General features: G+C 69.2%; 18 protein-coding genes. 14 read left to right on the top strand and 4 right to left on the bottom strand.

All coding sequences use genetic code 11. From position 1 onward, the window contains the following. Positions 1 to 4 precede the first annotated feature (4 nt). Complete coding sequence (locus tag WIX39_RS16320) at positions 5 to 634, bottom strand: hypothetical protein (RefSeq protein ID WP_409195397.1); 630 nt, start codon at positions 632 to 634, stop codon at positions 5 to 7. Positions 635 to 653: 19 nt separating this feature from the next. Beyond that, positions 654 to 965, bottom strand: a complete 312-nt coding sequence (locus WIX39_RS16315; protein WP_081271696.1) for a phosphopantetheine-binding protein — start codon at positions 963 to 965, stop codon at positions 654 to 656. 92 nt (positions 966 to 1057) lie between these two features. Here WIX39_RS16315 and WIX39_RS16310 point away from each other — a divergent pair, with 92 nt between their 5' ends. Then, the gene (locus WIX39_RS16310) at positions 1058 to 2575 is read left to right on the top strand and encodes a helicase HerA-like domain-containing protein (protein ID WP_106934657.1); all 1518 of its coding nucleotides are present in this window, start codon (positions 1058 to 1060) and stop codon (positions 2573 to 2575) included. Positions 2576 to 2597: 22 nt separating this feature from the next. On the opposite strand, the gene WIX39_RS16305 is transcribed toward WIX39_RS16310, so the two are convergent. Beyond that, positions 2598 to 3239 (bottom strand): NrsF family protein, encoded by a 642-nt coding sequence (locus tag WIX39_RS16305; RefSeq protein ID WP_106934658.1) that lies wholly within the window; start codon positions 3237 to 3239, stop codon positions 2598 to 2600. Continuing rightward, on the bottom strand, positions 3236 to 3826 hold the full coding sequence (locus WIX39_RS16300; RefSeq protein ID WP_106934659.1) for a sigma-70 family RNA polymerase sigma factor: 591 nt from the start codon (positions 3824 to 3826) through the stop codon (positions 3236 to 3238). The genes WIX39_RS16305 and WIX39_RS16300 overlap by 4 nt, the downstream gene beginning before the upstream one ends. Positions 3827 to 3937: 111 nt before the next feature. On the opposite strand from WIX39_RS16300, the gene WIX39_RS16295 reads away from it, so the two are divergent. The 13 genes from WIX39_RS16295 (at position 3938) to WIX39_RS16235 (ending at position 19003) form a co-directional block, all read left to right on the top strand. Further along, positions 3938 to 5248 (top strand): GTP cyclohydrolase II, encoded by a 1311-nt coding sequence (locus tag WIX39_RS16295; RefSeq protein WP_199851921.1) that lies wholly within the window; start codon positions 3938 to 3940, stop codon positions 5246 to 5248. Continuing rightward, entirely contained in the window at positions 5245 to 6651 is a 1407-nt protein-coding gene (locus tag WIX39_RS16290) for a URC4/urg3 family protein (RefSeq protein ID WP_409195396.1), read from the top strand. The genes WIX39_RS16295 and WIX39_RS16290 overlap by 4 nt, the downstream gene beginning before the upstream one ends. Positions 6652 to 6689: 38 nt before the next feature. Then, complete coding sequence (upp, locus tag WIX39_RS16285) at positions 6690 to 7319, top strand: uracil phosphoribosyltransferase (protein WP_081265876.1); 630 nt, start codon at positions 6690 to 6692, stop codon at positions 7317 to 7319. Positions 7320 to 7473: 154 nt separating this feature from the next. Then, positions 7474 to 8478, top strand: coding sequence for a BMP family protein (locus tag WIX39_RS16280; protein ID WP_106934661.1), 1005 nt, complete (start codon positions 7474 to 7476; stop codon positions 8476 to 8478). Positions 8479 to 8494: 16 nt separating this feature from the next. Beyond that, positions 8495 to 11314 (top strand): polysaccharide deacetylase family protein, encoded by a 2820-nt coding sequence (locus WIX39_RS16275; RefSeq protein ID WP_409195395.1) that lies wholly within the window; start codon positions 8495 to 8497, stop codon positions 11312 to 11314. Continuing rightward, positions 11314 to 12282 carry a 5'-methylthioadenosine/S-adenosylhomocysteine nucleosidase gene (locus tag WIX39_RS16270; protein ID WP_234382622.1) on the top strand — a complete coding sequence of 323 codons (969 nt, stop codon included), beginning with the start codon at positions 11314 to 11316 and terminating at the stop codon, positions 12280 to 12282. The genes WIX39_RS16275 and WIX39_RS16270 overlap by 1 nt, the downstream gene beginning before the upstream one ends. A gap of 44 nt (positions 12283 to 12326) precedes the next feature. After that, complete coding sequence (locus tag WIX39_RS16265) at positions 12327 to 13025, top strand: alpha/beta fold hydrolase (protein WP_240204896.1); 699 nt, start codon at positions 12327 to 12329, stop codon at positions 13023 to 13025. Continuing rightward, complete coding sequence (locus WIX39_RS16260) at positions 13022 to 14629, top strand: ABC transporter ATP-binding protein (RefSeq protein ID WP_106934663.1); 1608 nt, start codon at positions 13022 to 13024, stop codon at positions 14627 to 14629. The genes WIX39_RS16265 and WIX39_RS16260 overlap by 4 nt, the downstream gene beginning before the upstream one ends. Continuing rightward, positions 14629 to 15693 (top strand): ABC transporter permease, encoded by a 1065-nt coding sequence (locus WIX39_RS16255; RefSeq protein WP_199851959.1) that lies wholly within the window; start codon positions 14629 to 14631, stop codon positions 15691 to 15693. Before WIX39_RS16260 ends, WIX39_RS16255 begins: the two co-directional genes overlap by 1 nt. Before the next feature lie 133 nt (positions 15694 to 15826). After that, the gene (locus tag WIX39_RS16250) at positions 15827 to 16750 is read left to right on the top strand and encodes an ABC transporter permease (RefSeq protein WP_409195394.1); all 924 of its coding nucleotides are present in this window, start codon (positions 15827 to 15829) and stop codon (positions 16748 to 16750) included. Between the two features lie 2 nt (positions 16751 to 16752). Beyond that, positions 16753 to 17211, top strand: coding sequence for a hypothetical protein (locus WIX39_RS16245; RefSeq protein WP_409195393.1), 459 nt, complete (start codon positions 16753 to 16755; stop codon positions 17209 to 17211). A 9-nt stretch (positions 17212 to 17220) separates the two neighbouring features. Then, positions 17221 to 17694, top strand: coding sequence for a hypothetical protein (locus WIX39_RS16240; protein ID WP_409195392.1), 474 nt, complete (start codon positions 17221 to 17223; stop codon positions 17692 to 17694). Between the two features lie 28 nt (positions 17695 to 17722). Then, entirely contained in the window at positions 17723 to 19003 is a 1281-nt protein-coding gene (locus tag WIX39_RS16235) for an amidohydrolase family protein (protein WP_409195391.1), read from the top strand. Positions 19004 to 19013: the final 10 nt, after the last annotated feature.

Here is a 19013-nt window from a genome sequence, read left to right as displayed (position 1 = left end):
TGTGTCATTGGCCGCCGGCGCTGGAATCCACCGACGACGTGCCATAGAACGCACGCACCGCATCGACCAGGCGCGTACGTTCGAATTCGGGATGCAGCCGGTAGCGCACCAGGTGTTCGCCGACGAACAGCACGCCCACCATGATGGGAGACAGCACGTTGGCGAACAGCGACCAGTCGGCGAAAGGCCGCGTCAGGTAGATGGCGATGGACGCCAGCACCACGACCGCGAAGTACGCCGTCCAGATGCGCGTGAGCTGCGTGGTGTAGGCCAGCATGTGGCCCTTGAGCGGGTGCACGCGCTGGGCGAACTGGGTGATCAGCGGCAGGCCGCGGCCGCGTAGCGTGGAGCCGAACCAGCCGCACAGCAGCGCGTTGATGCCCACGTGCTGGAGCACGTAGAGGCGGTTCGGGTCGCCGGCCTCACCGAGGAAGACGAGCACGAAGCCGGCAATGCCCAGCGCAACCGCGCCGGCGCAGCCCCAGCCGCCGAAGCGGCTGGCGGCAAAGCCCACGGCGGCAAGCCACAGCGGCCCCAGCAACACCACCACCGCCCACGGCTCGGTGGCGTGGAACAGCGTCATCCAGTGAGAGAGGCCGGCATAAGCGACTCCCATCAGCAGCAGGAGCGCCAATCGCCATCGAGACATGGGGTCAGGTGGCGACGCGGTGCTGGGCGACGTGGGTCGCGAGCGTGCGCAGCGACTGGAAGATCTGCTGGTTGCGCTCGTCGTCCGAGCGCAGCTGGAAACCGTAGCGGCGCGAGACTTCGAGCGCCACTTCGAGGATGTCGATCGAATCGAGTCCCAGGCCTTCGCCGTACAGGGGATCGGTGGGCACGATGTCCTCGGGGGCGATCTCGAGGTTCAACGCATTCACCAGCAACACGGCCAGCTCTTTTTCGATGGGCGACTGTTCAGGCGAATCGCCTACGGCGGAAGAATTGGTTTGGACGGTCGAGGACAACACGTGCTCCGTTTTGCGTTTGAATGAAAATTCACGGCAATTGTAAAGGCGGGGCTTGGATAGACTGCCGCCAGCCAACATTTGGGGACCCCATGACAGAGCCATTGTTAGTCGCACGCCACGAGACTGTCGAGTGCGCCCTCCTCCCCGGCCTGGCCAACCGCCACGGCCTGATCACCGGCGCCACCGGCACCGGCAAGACCGTCACGCTGCAGACCATTGCCGAAAAGCTGTCCGGCATCGGCGTGCCGGTGTTCATGGCCGACGTGAAGGGCGACCTGACCGGCATCAGCCAGAAAGGCAGCATCGGCGCCAAGCTGGCCGCCACGCTGAAGGAGCGCGGCATCGACGTTCCGGAACCCTCCGCCTGCCCCGTCACGCTGTGGGACGTGTTCGGCGACCAGGGCCACCCTGTGCGCGCCACCATCTCAGACATGGGCCCGCTGCTGCTGAGCCGCATGCTGGACCTGAACGACACCCAGGCCGGCGTGCTGAACCTGGTGTTCAAGATAGCAGACGACAACGGCCTGCTGCTGCTCGACCTGAAGGACCTGCGCGCCATGCTGCAGTACGTGGGCGAGAACACGAGCCAGTTCACCACGCAGTACGGCAACATCAGCGCCGCCAGCGTGGGCGCCATCCAGCGCGGGCTGGTGCAGATCGAGACCCAGGGCGGCGACAAGTTCTTCGGCGAGCCGATGCTCAACATCGCCGACTTCATGCAAACGGTGGGCGGCAAGGGTGTGATCAACATCCTGGCGGCCGACAAGCTCATGAATTCGCCGCGGCTCTACGCCACCTTCCTGCTCTGGATGCTGTCGGAGCTGTTCGAGCAACTGCCCGAAATCGGCGACCCCGAGCAGCCCAAGCTGGCCTTCTTCTTCGACGAAGCCCACCTGCTGTTCAACGAGGCGCCCAAGGCGCTGGTCGAGCGCATCGAGCTGGTGGTGCGGCTGGTGCGCTCCAAGGGCGTGGGCGTGTATTTCGTCACCCAGAACCCGCTGGACATTCCCGACACGGTGCTCGCCCAGCTCGGCAACCGGGTGCAGCACGCGCTGCGCGCCTTCACTCCGCGCGACCAGAAAGCGGTGAAAGCGGCCGCCAGCACCATGCGGCAGAAGCCGGGGCTGGACATCGAGACCGCCATCACCGAGCTCGCGGTGGGCGAGGCACTGGTCAGCTTCCTCGACGAGAAGGGCCGCCCCAGCGTGACCGAGCGCGTGTTCGTGCTGCCGCCGGGCAGCCAGCTCGGCCCGATCACCGCCGACCAGCGCAAGGCGCTGATCGCCAATTCGCTGGTGGCCGGCGTCTACGAGAAGGCTGTGGACCGCGAGTCGGCCTACGAAAAGCTCAAGGGCCGGGCCGAGAGCGCGCCCGGTGCGCCGCCGGCCACGCCGGCGGGCGGCAAGCCGGCGGCCGAAGCCTCCGGTTCGGGCATGGGCGGCATGCTCAACGACATGCTCTTCGGCACCACAGGCCCGCGCGGCGCCAAGCACGACGGCCTGATTCAGACCATGGCCAAGTCGGCGGTGCGCACCATGGGCACGTCGGTGGGCAAGGAGATCCTGCGCGGCGTGCTCGGCGGGATCTTCGGCAGCAAGAAGCGCTGAGCCTGCGCCCCGCGCGCCGCGCCTACCAGCGCAGCAGGCGCGGGCCCAGCACGGCGCCCACCAGCACCGGCACGGCAATCCCGCTCACATACCAGACGGCAAGGAACGGCGCGGTCAGCTCCATGCAGTGCAGCGCATAGACCGCTGCGCCGACGCCGCCGGCCAGCGCTCCGGCCGCCGCGCCGGCCAGCGCCGGCCGCGTGGGCGCCAGCCCCCTGAGCGCCACCATCGTGGCCGCGAACACCGGCAGCGCCATCAGCCCGATGCTGACCGCGCAGATCCGCCACGACTGCCCCATGAGCGACGGCATGCGCTCCTGCGCCGGCACGCTGAACCAGGCGATCGCCGCCAGCACCCAGATGCCGGCCACCGGCAGCGCGGCGCCCATCCACGCATGCCGCGCGGGCACGCCGGGCCGCGAGAGGCGCTGCACGGCCACGAAGCCGGCCGCCGCAATGCACAGCGGAAACGTCACCTTGACCCAGAACATCGGCCAGAACATGGCCTGCACGATGTCGCGCCGCATGCCGTATTCGGCGAACAGGATGAAGAGCGAAAGCGGCAACCCGGCCAGCACCGCCAGGCCGATGCGCCTGCCCGCGCTGCGGCGCGGCACGGCCACGTCGCCGGCGGACAGCATCGCCACGAGGTCGTCGGTCTTCATGCGGCGTCTCCCCAGCGGTTGCCGAAGCGTGCGGCCAGCGCCTTCAGGCCGCGGTGGATGCCGACCTTCACCGCCGACTCCGACATGCCCGTGAGGCTCGCGGCCTCGGCCACCGAAAGGCCCTCGATCTTCACGTGCACGATCGGCAGGCGCTGCCGCTCCGGCAGGGTCTGCAGCAGCCCGCCCAGGTCGCGCCGGGCGTCGCTGGCCTCCTCGGCCGAGTCGGCGAACACGGCAAGGTCGTCGTCCAGCGGGTCGTGCAGGTCTTCGCGGACCGACTTGGCACGCAGCAGGTCGATCATCTTGTAGCGGGCAATGGCATGCACCCAGGCCGTCAGCGGCTGGTCGCTCTGGTAGGTGTGGCGCTGGTTGTGCATGGCGAGCAGGCATTCCTGAACAAGGTCTTCCACTTCATCGGGCCAGCCAAAGAGGCGCTTGCCCAGAAAGGCGCGCAAGTGCGCGCTGAGTCGCTGCAGGAAGTCGCGGTAGGCCTTCGCGTCGCCGTCCAGACCGCGAAGGAACAGGCTGCGCAGCGCCGCTTCCGCGTCGCCCGGGTACGTCCTGCTGCCTGTTGTGTTTCGTGCCATCCGGTCGGCTGGTTACAGCCTCGCCCAAAAAAGTTTCGGCCGATTGTGCCGAAGCCGTCTGCTTGCAAGCACCACGCACCATCGATACATTGTGTTTTTTGAGGGCCCCCAATGTCTGCAGACAGCACAACGATCCCTTCCTCCCCGGGCAGCACCACGCCCATCCCCCCGCTCCACCCTTCGTCGTCGACCGGCCACATACGCCTGACCTCGCATGCCGGCGGCTTCGGCGCGCTGCCCATCCATTGGGGCGCGGCCACACCGGCCGAGCGCGGGCCGGTGGTCGGCACCACCACCAAGCGGGCGCATCGCAACGTCATCGGCACGCACAGCGGCTCCTACAGCGTGTATCGCGCGCTGGCCGTGGCCTCGGGCGCGCTCAAGCGCGAGCACAAGGCCGACCTGACCAACACCTCCCCCACCGACGTGATAGGCCCCTACCCGCAATGGAGCGAACCGGGCCGAATCGTGTCGCTCGACCCCTGGGGGGCGCAGGTGGCCGACGTGTTCGCCACCGAACTGGCGGCCGGCTACGACATCCGCCCGACCATCGCGATCACCAAGGCCCACGTGATCCTGCCCGAGGTGATCGAGGCGCTGCAAAGCGGCCGGCTCAAGGCCGACGGGCATTTCCTCACGTCCGGCGGCGCGGCCATGGTCACCAAGGCCGCGATCGAGCCCGTGTGGTATCTGCCCGAGGTGGCGCGCCGCTTCGGCTGCTCCGAGACCGACCTGCGCCGCACCCTGTTCGAGGAAACCGGCGGCATGTACCCCGAACTGGTCACGCGCTCCGACCTCGAGGTGTTCCTGCCGCCCATCGGCGGGCAGACGCTCTACATCTTCGGCAACCCGCGCGACCTGGCCAACCCCGAGGTCGAGCTCACCGCGCGCATCCACGACGAGTGCAACGGCTCCGACGTGTTCGGCTCCGACATCTGCACCTGCCGGCCCTACCTCACGCACGCGATCGAGGAATGCATCATGGGCGCGCAGCGCGGCGGCGTGGGCCTCATCGCCTACTCGCGCAAGGAAGGCCGGGCGCTCGGCGAAGTGACCAAGTTCCTGGTCTACAACGCCCGCAAGCGGCAGGTGGGCGGCGACACGGCCGACCAGTATTTCGCCCGCACCGAATGCGTGGCCGGCGTGCAGGACATGCGCTTCCAGGAGCTCATGCCCGACGTCTTCCACTGGCTGGGCATCAAGAAGATCCACCGGCTGGTGTCGATGAGCAACATGAAGTTCGACGCGATCACCGGCTCGGGCATCGAGATCGGCGAGCGCGTGAACATTCCCGATGCGCTGATCCCGGCCGACGCCCGCGTCGAGATGGACGCCAAGATGGCGGCCGGCTATTTCACACCCGGCCCGGTGCCGGACGCCGAAGAACTGAAAAAGGCCAAGGGCCGAGGACTCAGCGAATGACGACAAGCCGCAACAGCGATCCCAACATGCCCGTCGACGGCTCCGGCAGCCTGCCGCCCGGCGGCGCGGGCAAGGTCGATCCATCGATCGAATTCACCGCCGACACCGCCCATCCGGCCGGTGCCGCCAGCCTGCTGCGCACCACGGCGGCCATCCGCCAGCGCGCCGGCGCCCTGCTGGCGCGCGCGCGGCGCGGCGAATCGCAGTGGTTCCGCATCGGAGAGGACGACAAGCTGGAAGACGCGGCGCGCAACGTGGCCGAGGTCACGCGCGAGCGCTATCCCTGGGACACCATTCCGTACCACAGCCGCTGGCGCCACTTCGAGGCCGGCGGCATCAAGCGCATCGAGGAACTCGACACCCTGCTCGGCGAAGCCGACGCGCGGCAGCGCGCCCGCGCGCACATCGACCTCGTGCTGGTGAGCGTGCTGCTGGACGCCGGCGCCGGCCCCGACTGGCACTACACCGAAGCCGCCACCGGCGAACGCTTCACCCGCTCCGAAGGGCTGGCCGTGGCCAGCTACCACGCCTTCATGGCCGGGCTGTTCTCGTCCGACCCCGACCACCCTTACCAGGTGGACGCGGCCGGCCTGCGCGGGCTGGTGACCGACCGCCTGGGCGACGCCTTCCAGGTCAGCGAGGCCAACCCGCTGGTCGGGCTGGCGGGCCGCGCCACGCTGCTGCGCCGCCTGGGCGAGGCCATGAACGAACAGCCCGAGACCTTCGGCGACGAAGGCCGCCCGGGCCGGCTGTTCGACGCGCTGGTCGGCCCCTACGGCCCGGCCGCGCCGCCCACGGCCGAAATCACCGCGCACCAGATCCTGTCGCTGCTGCTCGATACGCTGTCGCGCATCTGGCCCTCGGCCAACTCGGTGGACAGCATCGCGGCCGACGCCAGCGACAGCCCTGGCGGCATCGGGTCGGGCGACCCCGCGCTCGCGCTGGGCGACTGCTGGCGCCACAGCGCCGTGAGCGGGCCCGGGCTCACCAACGGCTGGATGCCCTTCCACAAGCTGTCGCAGTGGCTCACCTACTCGCTGCTCGAACCCTTCGAATGGGCCGGCGTGAAGGTGCGCCACCTCGACGCGCTCACCGCCCTGCCCGAGTACCGCAACGGCGGCCTGTTGATCGACAGCGGCGTGATCGTGCCGAAGGACCCGGCCTTCCTCACCCGCCGATGGAAGGCGGGCGACGAGTTCATCGTCGAATGGCGCGCGCTGACCGTGGCGCTGCTCGACGAGCTTGCGCCCCGGGTGCGCAAGGTGCTCGACCGCACCGAAGACGAATTGCCGCTGGCCTGCGTGCTCGAAGGCGGCACCTGGGCCGCGGGCCGGGCGCTGGCACAGCGGTTGCGCGACGGTGCGCCGCCGCTGTCGATCGAGAGCGACGGCACTGTCTTTTAGACTCCGGTGTTCACCCAGCAACGTCAAACACAATTCCAATGAGCAACGTCCACCTCGTCAACCACCCCCTCGTCCAGCACAAGCTGACGCTGATGCGCCGCAAGGACGCCTCGACCAACAGCTTCCGCCGGCTCCTCAATGAAATCAGCATGCTCATGGCCTACGAGGTCACGCGCGACATGCCGATGCAGGACATCGAGGTCGAAACCCCGCTGGAGACCATGCAGGCCAAGGTCATCGACGGCAAGAAACTGGTGCTGGTGTCCATTCTTCGCGCCGGCACCGGCATCCTGGACGGCATGCTGACCGTGGTGCCCGGCGCCCGCGTCGGCCATATCGGCCTGTACCGCGACCCCAAGACGCTGACGGCCGTCGAGTACTACTTCAAGATGCCCGGCGAAATGGAGAACCGCGACGTGATCGTGGTCGACCCGATGCTGGCCACCGGCAACTCGGCCGTGGCCGCGGTCGAGCGGCTGAAGGAGCTGAACCCGAAGTCGATCAAGTTCGTCTGCCTGCTGACCTGCCCCGAAGGCGTGAAGACGATGCAGACCGCGCACCCCGACGTGCCGATCTACACCGCCGCCATCGACCGCGAACTCGACAGCCACGGCTACATCCTGCCGGGCCTGGGCGACGCGGGCGACCGCATCTTCGGCACGAAGTAGGGCTCGCCCCCAGGCTTCGCGCACTTCGTGTCGCTACGCCTTCCCCCTGCCGGGGGCAACACCTGAGGCCCGGCGGAGCCGGTTCCTCGGTGTTCTGGCTAGGAAGGCGCGGTTTTTGCGAGCCTAAGATTTCCATAACTCGAGGAGAAGCATCGTGGCAGCACGCCGTCAATTGATCATCCGTTCCGTCGCCATTGCCGCCGCGCTCGCGGCAGGCGCCCCGGGCCTTGCGCTCGCGCAGCAGGCCAAGCTGAAAGTGGCCGCGGTGTACACCGTGCCGTTCGAGCAGCAATGGGTGGGTCGCATCCACAAGGCGCTGAAGGCGGCCGAGGCGCGCGGCGAGATCGAATACAAGGCCACCGAGAACGTCAGCAACGCCGACTACGAGCGCGTGATGCGCGAGTACGCCACCGGCGGCAACCAGCTGATTCTGGGCGAGGTGTTCGGCGTGGAAGCGGCGGCGCGCAAGGTCGCCAAGGACTTTCCCAAGGTCGCCTTCCTGATGGGCTCGTCGCTCAAGCCGCAGGCGCCCAATTTCAGCGTGTTCGACAACTACATCCAGGAGCCCGCCTACCTGAGCGGCATGGTGGCCGGCGGCATGACCAAGACCAACCGCATCGGCATGGTCGGCGGCTTCCCGATTCCCGAAGTGAACCGGCTGATGAACGCCTTCATGGCGGGCGCCAGGGAAACCAACCCGAAGGTCGAGTTCAGCGTGAGCTTCATCAACAGCTGGTTCGACCCGCCGAAGGCCAAGGAAGCCGCCTTCGCCATGATCGACAAGGGCGCGGACGTGATGTACGCCGAGCGCTTCGGTGTCTCCGACGCGGCCAAGGAAAAGGGCAAGCTCGCCATCGGCAACGTGATCGACACGCAGAGCCAGTACCCCGACACGGTGGTGGCGTCGGCGCTGTGGAACTTCGAGCCCGCGGCCGACCGCGCGATCAAGCTGGTCAAGGAAGGCAAGTTCGCGGCCGAGGACTACGGCGTGTACGCGCAGATGAAGCACAAGGGCTCCGAGCTCGCGCCGCTCGGCACCTTCGAGAAGAAAGTGCCGGCCGACATCATCGCCAAGGTGAAGGCCAGGCAGGCCGACATCCTCGCGGGCAAGTTCACCGTGAAGGTGGACGACGGCCAACCCAAGTCCACAGCCAAGTAAACGCCTCCAAGTGCCCATGAATCCTGCGCGATGGCGCACCGCAATCCGGGGCGTGGCGATTGCGGCGCTGGCCGTCGCCGGACTGGCCGCCTGCCAGCCTGAATCCGCCGGTACGGCGGCGCCCGCGGTGGCCGCACCCGCCGCTCCCGCTGCCGCCGCGGCGCCCCTGCCGGCCGCCGCCGTCCCCGCAGGCATTCCGGCGGCGCTGCAGGAGCGCGCCGACGCCCTGCTCGCCGCCCACCGGCAGATGATCGTGCTGATGACCGGCGAGCGCACGCTCGACGCGGCCGAGAAGCGCGCGGTGGGCGCGGTCGGGCAACTGCTGTTCCACGACATGCAGGAGCGCCAGCAGGCGCTCATCGCGCAGGCCGGCGAGATGGCCGACCCGGCCACCGTGCCGGCGCTGAACGCGCTGCTGGACCGCATCGAAAGCGAACCCAGCTGGTTCGACGCCGACCGCCTCGCATTCAAGGAATTCCTCACCGAGCTGAGCACGCGCTACGCCCAGGCGCAGTCGCTGCCCGGCCTCAAGCTCGGCCGCCGCGCCAGCGAAGACCTGGCCGTGCTCGCAGAGATCGAACAGGCCTACGACCGTGAGCTGAAAGACGTGTTCGGCCGCTTCGCGCAGCGCGGCATCGAGCCCAGGCGCGAGAAGTGGTCCGACTACGTGGCCAAGCTGCAGGGCCTGTATTCGCGCGAGAAGATCCTGAAGGACTTCGGCGCCATCGTCCCCTACACGCAGGCAACCCAGCCCGCCGGCACCGGCGCCAAGGAGAAGGAAGGCGCCGACACCCGGGAGATCTTCGGCACCTCGCTGCCGCCCAGGACCGTGGTGCTGACCTTCGACGACGGCCCGCACGCCAGGCACACCGACGAGATCCTGGAGATCCTCAAGCGCTACGACGCGCCCGCCATCTTCTTCGAGCTGGGCCGCAACCTCGGCAGGCTCGACGCGCAGGGCAAGGCGCAGCTGGGCGCCAACGGCGCGGTGGCCAAGCGCGTGCTGGCCGCCGGCCACGTGCTCGCCAATCACAGCTTCAGCCACGGCGTGATGGCCAAGATGAGCGACGACACGGTGCGCACCGAGGCCTCCGAGACCGAGGCCCTGCTCGACGCCACCGGCCGCCCGCAGTCCACCCTGTTCCGCTTTCCCTACGGCGCGCGCAACGAAGACAAGCTGAGCACGGTCGAGGCGCTCAAGTTGCGCTCGATGCTCTGGACCGTCGACTCCATGGACTGGGCCGACCCGGTGCCCAAGTCGATCGCCGACCGCGTGCTGGCCGAGGTCGACAAGGCCAAGCGCGGCGTGATCCTGTTCCACGACATCCAGGGCCGCACCGTGCAGGCCCTGCCCACGGTGCTCGACCAGCTGGTGGCCGACGGCTACCGCTTCGCCACCTGGCGCGACGGCAAGTTCGTCGTCAACGCGCCCAAGCGGCCCGCGCCCGACGACGGCGTGGCCGCCGCCGGCAGCGGCGACACCCTCTACCGCGACAGCCACGCACTGGTGATCGGCATCGACAAGTACGCCAAGTGGCCCGGCCTGCACCACGCCGTGCCCGACGCCAGGTCGATGGAGCAACTGCTCGTCACCCGCTTCGGCTTCAAGCCCGAGAACGTCACCTCGCTGTACGACGGCGAGGCCACGCGCGCCAACATCCTGCGCGTGCTGAACGACAAGCTGGCCGACACCAAGCGCGTGAAGCGCGACGACCGCGTGCTGGTGTTCTTCGCCGGCCACGGCAGCACCCGCAAGCTCGCGAGCGGGCGCGACGTGGGCTACATCATCCCGGTCGACGCGGCGCTGGACGACCTGGCCTCCGACGCCATCTCGATGCCGCAATTGCAGGAGGTGGCCGAGGCGCTCTCGGCCAAGCACGTGCTGTTCATGGTGGACGCCTGCTATTCGGGCCTGGGCCTCACGCGCGGCGGTGCGCCGCGCGGCAGCAAGAACTTCCTGAGCGACAACGCGCGCCGCGTCGGCCGCCAGATGATCACCGCCGGCGGCGCCGACCAGCAGGTGGCCGACGACGGCCCCGGCGGGCATTCGGTCTTCACGTGGACCGTACTGCAGGCGCTGTCGGGCAAGGCCGACCTGAACGGCGACGGCGTCATCACCGGCACCGAGCTTGCCGCCTACGTGGCGCCGGCCGTGTCGGCCATCGCGCGACAGACGCCGGCGTTCGGCAGCCTGCCGGGCTCGGAGGGCGGCGAGTTCGTGTTCGAGCTGCCCACCGAGCGCGAGGGCCTCAGCGGCGACATCGTGCAGCTCGACGCGGCGGCCAGCCAGGTCAACAAGCGCATCGACGAGGCCAACGAGCAGGCCGTGCACACCGCGGCGGCCACACCCAAGACCGGCCCCGCTGCCATCGAGGTGGTGGTGAAGAACCTCGAAGGCGCCGACGCCAGGCTGACCATGCCGGCCGCGGCGCCGGTGTCGCCGCGCGTGGCCGCCCAGCGCGCCAACGACCGCGGCCTCCAGCTGTACCGCGAGCGCCGCTACGACGAAGCCGAAGCCGCCTTCACCGAGGCGCTGAAGCTGCAGCCGCGCTTTGCGCTGGCGGCCAACAACCTGGGCTTCGTGTACTTCAAGCGCGGCAAGCCGGTGGAGGCCGCGCGCTGGTTCGAGCAGGCCATCGAGATGGACGGCAGCCGCGCCCTCGCCTACCTGAACCTGGGCGACGCCTACCTGCAATCGGGCAACGACGCCAAGGCGCTGGCCGCCTACACCACCTTCGTCGGCCTGGCGCCGAAGCACGCGCGCGTCGCGTCGCTGCAAGCCTGGATCGCCACGCCCGACGCCGCGCACCGCCCGCAACTACCGACGAACTCATGATGAAGAACCACACATCCTCCCTGCTGCGGCGCCTGCGCGCCCCCGTGCTGGCCGCCACGCTCGGGGTGCTGCTGGCGGGCTGCGCCGGCGTCTACAAGTCCGGCGCGGTCAGCATCAACAGCGGCACGCGGCTCGACGACACGCCGCGCATCGCGGTGCTGTCGGCCTTCGAGCCCGAGCTGAAGCTGCTGCTGACCCGGCTGCAGGGCCCGGTGAAGCACAGCGTGAACGGCGTGGAGTTCACCACCGGCACGCTCGAAGGCAAGCCCGTGGTGCTGTTCCTGTCGGGCATCAGCATGACGAACGCGACCATGAACACGCAGTTGGTGCTCAACCGCTTTCGAATCACCAACATCGTGTTCAGCGGAATCGCGGGCGGCGTGAACCCGCAGCTGCACGTGGGCGACGTGACCGTGCCCGCGCAATGGGGCCAGTACCTCGAAGTGCTGATGGCGCGCGAGACCGCGCCGGGCAAGTACAGCGCGCCGCCCTTCATCACCGACGCCACGCTGCCCAACTTCGGGATGATGTTCCCGCGCCCGGTCGAGGTGCGCTCGGCGGCCAACCCGCAGATCGTGCGCAAGTTCTGGTTCGAGGCCGACCCGAAGATGCTCGAGGTGGCGCGCAGCATCCGCAACGTCGACCTGGCGAACTGCGGCGCCGGCAAGTGCCTGCCGCGCAAGCCGCAGCTGGTGGTGGGCGGCAACGGCGTGTCGGGCCAGGCCTTCATGGACAACAAGGCCTACCGCGAATACACCTACAGGACTTTCCAGGCCAACGTGCTCGACATGGAAACCGCCGCCGTGGGCATGGTCGCCTACAGCAACGGCGTGCCCTTCATCGCCTTCCGCTCGCTCAGCGACCTCGCGGGTGGCGGCGACGGCGAGAACGAAATGGGCACCTTCATGAGCATCGCGGCGGACAACTCCGCCAAGGTGATGCTGGCGTTCCTGGCCGCGTGGAAGTGACGGCGGCGCCCGCTGGTTCCATCCGCCTTGTTCTGCTTCCGGGCATGGACGGCACCGGCGAGCTGTTCGAGCCCCTGGCCCAGGCCATGGGATGGCAACACGACGCCATCGACGTGGTGCGCTACCCCGGCACCGAGCCGCTGGGCTATGACGAACTCGAACGGCTTGTGCGCGCGCGGCTCCCCGCCGGCCAGCCCTTCGTGCTGCTGGGCGAATCCTTCTCGGGCCCGCTCGCCATCTCCATCGCGGCGGCCCCGCCGCCGGGGCTGCGCGGGCTGATCCTTTGCTGCAGCTTTGCCCGCAGCCCCAAGCCGGGGCTGGCGCTGCTGCGTGGCGGCCTGCTCGAACTGTCGATGATGTTCATGCACTCCGGCCTGATGCGCGGCCCCATGCGCCACATGCTGCTGGGCCGCTTTGCCACGCCGCGCCTTTGCGGCTTGCTGCAGGGTTCGCTGCGGCAGGTGTCGACCGCCGTCATGACGCGCCGCATGAGGGAAGTGCAGCGCGTGAACGTGGTCGACAGGCTCGCGCAGGTGCGCGTGCCGGTGATGTACTTGCAGGCCATCGAGGACCGCATCGTTCCCGGCCAGGCCGCCCGTACCATCCAGCGCGCGCTGTCGGGCCTTCGCATCGTCCGGCTGGAAGGCCCGCACGGCCTGCTGCAGGCCGTGCCCGTCGCTGCCGCCCAGGCCATCGAAAACTTTTGCCGCGAGCTCGGCAGCCCCGAGCCCGCCACCCCATGAACCCTCTTGTGCTCCGGCTCACAGGCATCACCAAGCGCTTCGGCGCCCTGGTGGCCAACGACGCCATTTCCCTCGACCTGCAGGCCGGCGAAGTGCTCGCGCTGCTCGGCGAGAACGGCGCGGGCAAGTCGACGCTGATGTCGATCCTGTTCGGCCACTACGTCGCCGACGAAGGCGGCATCGAAGTGTTCGGCGCGCCGCTGCCGCCGGGCAACCCCAAGGCCGCGCTGGCCGCCGGCGTGGGCATGGTGCACCAGCATTTCACGCTGGCCGACAACCTCAGCGTGCTCGACAACGTGATGATGGGCACCGAGCCGCTGTGGCGCCCGGTGTCGCGCCGGGCGGCCGCGCGGGCCAGGCTGCTCGAGGTGGCGCAGCGCTTCGGCCTGCCGGTGCAGCCGGACGCGAAGATCGGCAGCCTGTCGGTCGGCGAGCGCCAGCGGGTGGAAATTCTCAAGGCGCTGTACCGCGGCGCGCGCATCCTGATCCTCGACGAGCCGACCGCCGTGCTCACGCCCCAGGAAAGCGAGGCGCTGTTCGCCACGCTGGCGCAGATGGTGGCGCAGGGCCTGTCGGTCATCTTCATCAGCCACAAGCTCGGCGAGGTGCTGCGCGTGTCGCACCGCGTGGCGGTGCTGCGCGGCGGCAAGCTGGTGGCGCAGGCGCGCACGGCCGACACCACGCAGGCGCAGCTCGCGCTGTGGATGGTGGGCCATGCGGTCGAAGCGCCGCAGCGCCGGCCGGCCAAGTCGGTGGGCGACGCGGTCTGCGTGCTCGACCATGTGAGCACCGCCGCCGGCAAGGACGGCGGGCAGGACCATTCGGCCGGCCTTCGCGAGGTGTCGCTGACGCTGCGCGCCGGCGAAATCACCGCCATCGCGGGCGTGTCCGGCAACGGGCAGGTCGCGCTGGCCGAGCTGCTGTGCGGCACGCGCCGGGTTTCGTCCGGCTCCGCGCAGCTGATGGGCCGCGCCTTGCCGCCCTCGCCTGCCCGGCTGGTGCAGCGCGGCGTCGCGCGCATTCCCGAAGACCGGCACGCGGTAGGCGTGGTCGGCGACCTGCCGGTGTGGGAGAACGCGGTATCGGAGCGGCTGCGCAGCCCGGTGTTCTCGCGCTGGTCTTTCATCGTGAAGCGCGCCGCCGCGCGGCTGCATGCGCGGCGCATAGAAAAGGCGTTCGACGTGCGCGGCGCCGGGCTGATGGCGCCGGCCCGCTCGCTCTCCGGCGGGAACATGCAGAAGCTGATCCTAGGCCGCGCCCTGCTCTCGCCCGAGCAGCCCGAAACGGCCAAGGGCGACGACAACAGGAAGTATCCGAACCGCGCGCCGCGCCTCATCGTCGCGCACCAGCCGACCTGGGGCCTGGACATCGGCGCGGTCGCCTATGTGCAGCAGCAGCTCATCGCCGCACGAGACGCCGGCGCGGCCGTGCTGGTGATTTCGGACGACCTCGACGAAGTGCTGGCGCTCGGCGACCGGGTGGCCGTGATGCACGGCGGCCATCTGGGCGAAGCGCGCCCCGCCGCCGCATGGACGCGCGAGGCCATCGGCCTGGCCATGGCCGGCGCAACCGCGGCGCCGCAGCGCAACGGAGCGGCCTCATGATGCGGCTCGAGAAACGCCACCAGGCATCCCGCGCCGCGCTGGTGCTGGCACCCGTGGGCGCGGTCGTGTTCACCATGCTCGTCAGCGCACTGCTGGTGCTGTGGGCCGGCGCGCCGGTCGGCCGCACCTATGCGCTGCTGCTGCAGGGCGGTTTCGGCTCGGTGTTCGCCTGGAGCGAAACGCTGACGCGCGCCATTCCGCTGATCCTCACCGGGCTGGCGGCCACGGTCGCCTTCAAGGCGCGGCTCTTCAACATCGGCGCCGAGGGGCAGCTCTACGCGGGTGCGCTGGCCGCCGTCGCCGTGGGCGGCATGCATGGCGGCACGGGCTTCGAGCTGTCGCCCTGGCTGCTGTTCCCGCTGATGATGCTGGCCGCCGCCGTGGCCGGCGCGCTGATGCTGCTGGGCCCGGCGCTCATGAAGAACAAGCTGGGCGTGGACGAGGTCGTGACCACGCTGCTGATCAATTTCATCGTGCTGCTGGGCGTGTCTGCGCTGCTCGACGGGCCGATGAAAGACCCGACCGCCATGGGCTGGCCGCAGAGCGTGTCGCTGCAGTCCGACCTGGAGCTGGGCAAGCTGATCGCGCAGACGCGGGTGCACACCGGGCTCTTGTGGGCGGTGTCGCTCGCGGTGATGGTGTGGGCCGTCTTCAAGTACACGGTGCTTGGGTTCGACATCCGCGCGGTGGGCGCCAATGCGCGCGCCGCCGCCTTCGCGGGCGTGCCGGTGACGCGCACCGTGGTCATGGTGGCACTGCTTTCCGGCGCGCTGGCCGGGCTGGCGGGCGCCATCGAGGTGGCGGGCCGCACCAGCTACGTCACGCTCGACATGTCGCCGGGCTACGGCTACACCGGCATCGTGATCGCCATGCTCGCCGGCCTGCATCCCCTGGGCGTGATCGCGGCCGGCGTGTTCGTGGCGGGCGTGCTGGTGGGGGCCGACACCATGAGCCGAGCGGTGGGCGTGCCGACCTACATCGCCGACGTGATCGTCGCGGCATCGCTGATCGCGGTGCTGGTGGCGACCTTGCTGACGCAGTACCGGGTGAGGATGAAGAAATGACGGCAGCCTTCGCATCTTCCGCATTGCTCCTTCCCCCGCTGGGGGAACGCCGGGATAGGGGCATCGGCCGCCCCTGCGAGCGCCGCCTGCCCCCACCCCAGCCCTCCCCCGGAAGGGGAGGGAGAAATACGCAATGACCGACCTGCTCGACATCCTCGCCAACCCCGCCTTCTGGGTCGCGGTGCTGCGCATCGCCACCCCGCTGATCCTCGGCACGCTCGGCGTGCTGCTGTGCGAGCGCGCGGGCGTGCTCAACCTCGGCATCGAAGGGATCATGGTCGCGGGCGCCTTCACCGGCTGGCTCGCGGTGTATGCCGGCGCGCCGCTGTGGGTGGGCGTCGGCGTGGCCGCGCTCACCGGCATGGTGTTCGGCCTGCTGCATGCCTTCCTGACCGTGGGACTCGCGCTTTCGCAGCACGTGTCGGGGCTGGGCATCACGCTGCTGGCGACCGCGCTCAGCTACTTCGGCTACCGCGTGAGCTTTCCCAAGGTGAACACGCCGCCGACCATCACGCCCTTCGCGCCGATGGACTGGCTGCCGGTGCCCATCCTCGACGCGCAGACCGCGCTCACGCTGTTCGCGCTGCTGCTGGTGCCGGTGGTGGGCTGGGTGCTGTACCGCACGCCGCTCGGGCTGGCGCTGCGCATGGCCGGCGAGAACCCGCAGGCGGCCGAGAGCCAGGGCGTGTCGGTCGCGGCCACGCGCACCGGCGCCATCGTCGCGGGCTCGGCGCTGATGGGCATGGCGGGCTCATTCCTCACGCTGTCGGCCTTCAACGCCTTCTTCTTCAACATGGTCAACGGGCGCGGCTGGATCTGCGTGGCACTGGTGGTGTTCGCTTCGTGGCGGCCGGGCAAGGCACTGCTGGGCGCGCTGCTGTTCGCGTTCTTCGACGCGCTTCAGCTGCGGCTGCAACAATCGGGCGACGCCGTGCTGCCCTACCAGCTGTACCTGATGCTGCCGTACCTGCTGTCGATCCTGGCGCTGGTGCTGGTGGCACGCAAGGCCAGCTATCCGCAGGCACTGATGAAGCCCTACCGCAAGGGAGAACGTTGACGATGACCGCAGCTTCCGCCATTCGAGCCCGGTTGCTCTCCGCCCTGCTGGCCGTGTGCGGCGGCGGCGCCCACGCATTGGGAGCCGACATCACCTACGAGAACTTCAAGACGCCCGACGCGGTCAACTGGGTGCAGCTGTGCGGCACCTGGGACAACGACCACCAGGGCGTGTACCGGGTGATCCACGCCGAGCAGTTCGCGCAGTCGTTCCTGTACGTGCAATGGATGAAACGCGATGCCGAAGGCAGCCTGCAGGCCGCGCACACCGTGTCCATCGCGGAACTCGACAACGACCACGCGGAGATCGGCCTGTCGGAGCTCACCTGCCGGACCACGCCGCGCGGCATCGTGGTGACTGCAAAGGCCAGTTCGGGGCACGACGACAAGCTGCGCCGCGTGACCATCGAGGTCGGGCCGAAGCCGGGGCAGTACCTGTTCCGGGCGCAGCGCACCCGCTAGGCCCGGCCCATGACGCCGCCCCTGGCACTCGACGCCGCGACCGGCCGCATCGAAGCCTTCGGAGCGGTCATCGACGCGGACAGCCGGGCGGACGATCTTCCACCCCTTTTCCTGAAAACCTGGCAGATGGTGACCGTGGAAGGCCGGCAGGTGGAATGCGTGTTCGCCACTGCCGGCGACACGACTACCGACCGCAAGGCCGTCGAACTGACCCTTCGCTTCGAGCAGGAACAACTGGCCAGCGCCTTCATCACGCTCAAGCCGCATCGCCACCGCAGCCTGGATTCGGAAGCCTTCCACGCCAGCGTCGACGAGCGCTACCGTTTTCACGAGCGCTGGCTGGCATCGGCGGGCGTACCGCGCCAGCCGGCCAGGTTTTGCTGGGGCGAAACCGGCGTGGCGCGCGACCGCAGCGAGAACGTGCACATCTATCTTCACTGGACGCCGCGGCTCGTGCCTGAAGAAAGCGGCGACGGAAAATAGCCCCGATCGATTCAAAAAGGCCCCTACGATGCTCGACCTCCTCATCACCAACGCCACCCTCCCCGACGGCCGAACCGGCATGTCGATCGCCGTGCAGGACGGCTGCATCGCCGAAGTCACCGAGGGCCTGGACGCTCCCGCGCACGAGAAGCTGGATGCGCAAGGCATGCTGCTCGCGCCGCATTTCGTCGATCCGCATTTCCACATGGACGCCACGCTGAGCTACGGCCTGCCGCGCGTCAACCAGAGCGGCACGCTGCTCGAAGGCATCGCCCTCTGGGGCGAGCTGAAGCCGCTGCTCACGGCGGAGGCGCTCATCGAGCGTGCGCTGGCCTACTGCGACTGGGCCGTGGCCAAGGGGCTGCTGGCGGTGCGCTCGCATGTGGACACCAGCGACCCGAGCCTGCTCGCGGTCGAGGCGCTGCTCGAAGTGAAGCGCCAGGTGGCGCCCTACCTCGATCTGCAACTGGTGGCCTTCCCGCAGGACGGCGTGCTGCGCTCGCCCGGCGGCGTCGAGAACCTGGAGCGCGCGCTCGACAAGGGCGTGGACGTGGTCGGCGGCATTCCCCATTTCGAGCGCACCATGGCCGACGGCGCCGCCAGCGTGAAGCTGCTGTGCGAAATGGCGGCCGAGCGCGGCAAGCTGGTCGACATGCATTGCGACGAGTCCGACGACCCGCTGTCGCGCCACATCGAGACGCTGGCCTTCGAGGCGCAGCGCCTGGGCATGCAGGGCCGCGTGACGGGCTCGCACTGCACCTCGATGCACTCGATGGACAACTACTACGTGAGCAAGCTGCTGCCGCTGATCGCGCAGAGCGGCGTGGCCGTCATCTCCAATCCGCTGATCAACATCACGCTGCAGGGCCGCCACGACAGCTACCCCAAGCGCCGCGGCATGACGCGCGTGCCCGAGCTGATGGCAGCCGGCGTGAACGTCGCCTTCGGCCACGACTGCGTGATGGACCCCTGGTACGGCATGGGTTCGGGCGACATGCTCGAAGTGGCGCACATGGGCCTGCACGTGGCGCAGATGACCAGCCAGGCCGGCATCCGCCAGTGCTTCGAGGCGGTGACGACGAATGCGGCGCGCGTGATGCACCTGCAGGGCTACGGCATCGAGGCCGGCTGCGACGCGAGCTTCGTGCTGCTGCAGGCGCGCGACCCGGTCGAGGCCATCCGCCTGCGCGCCACGCGGCTCAAGGTATTCCGCAAGGGCCGGCTGGTGGCGCAGACGCCGGCCGCCACCGCCACGCTGCATCTGCCGGGGCGCGGCGGCGAGACCGGCTGGATGATCCCGAAAGCCTGATCGGGCGCTT

This window comes from Variovorax sp. AB1(2024), assembly GCF_037482385.2.
Taxonomy (GTDB): domain Bacteria; phylum Pseudomonadota; class Gammaproteobacteria; order Burkholderiales; family Burkholderiaceae_C; genus Variovorax.
This window is presented reverse-complemented; position numbering and strand designations above follow the sequence as displayed.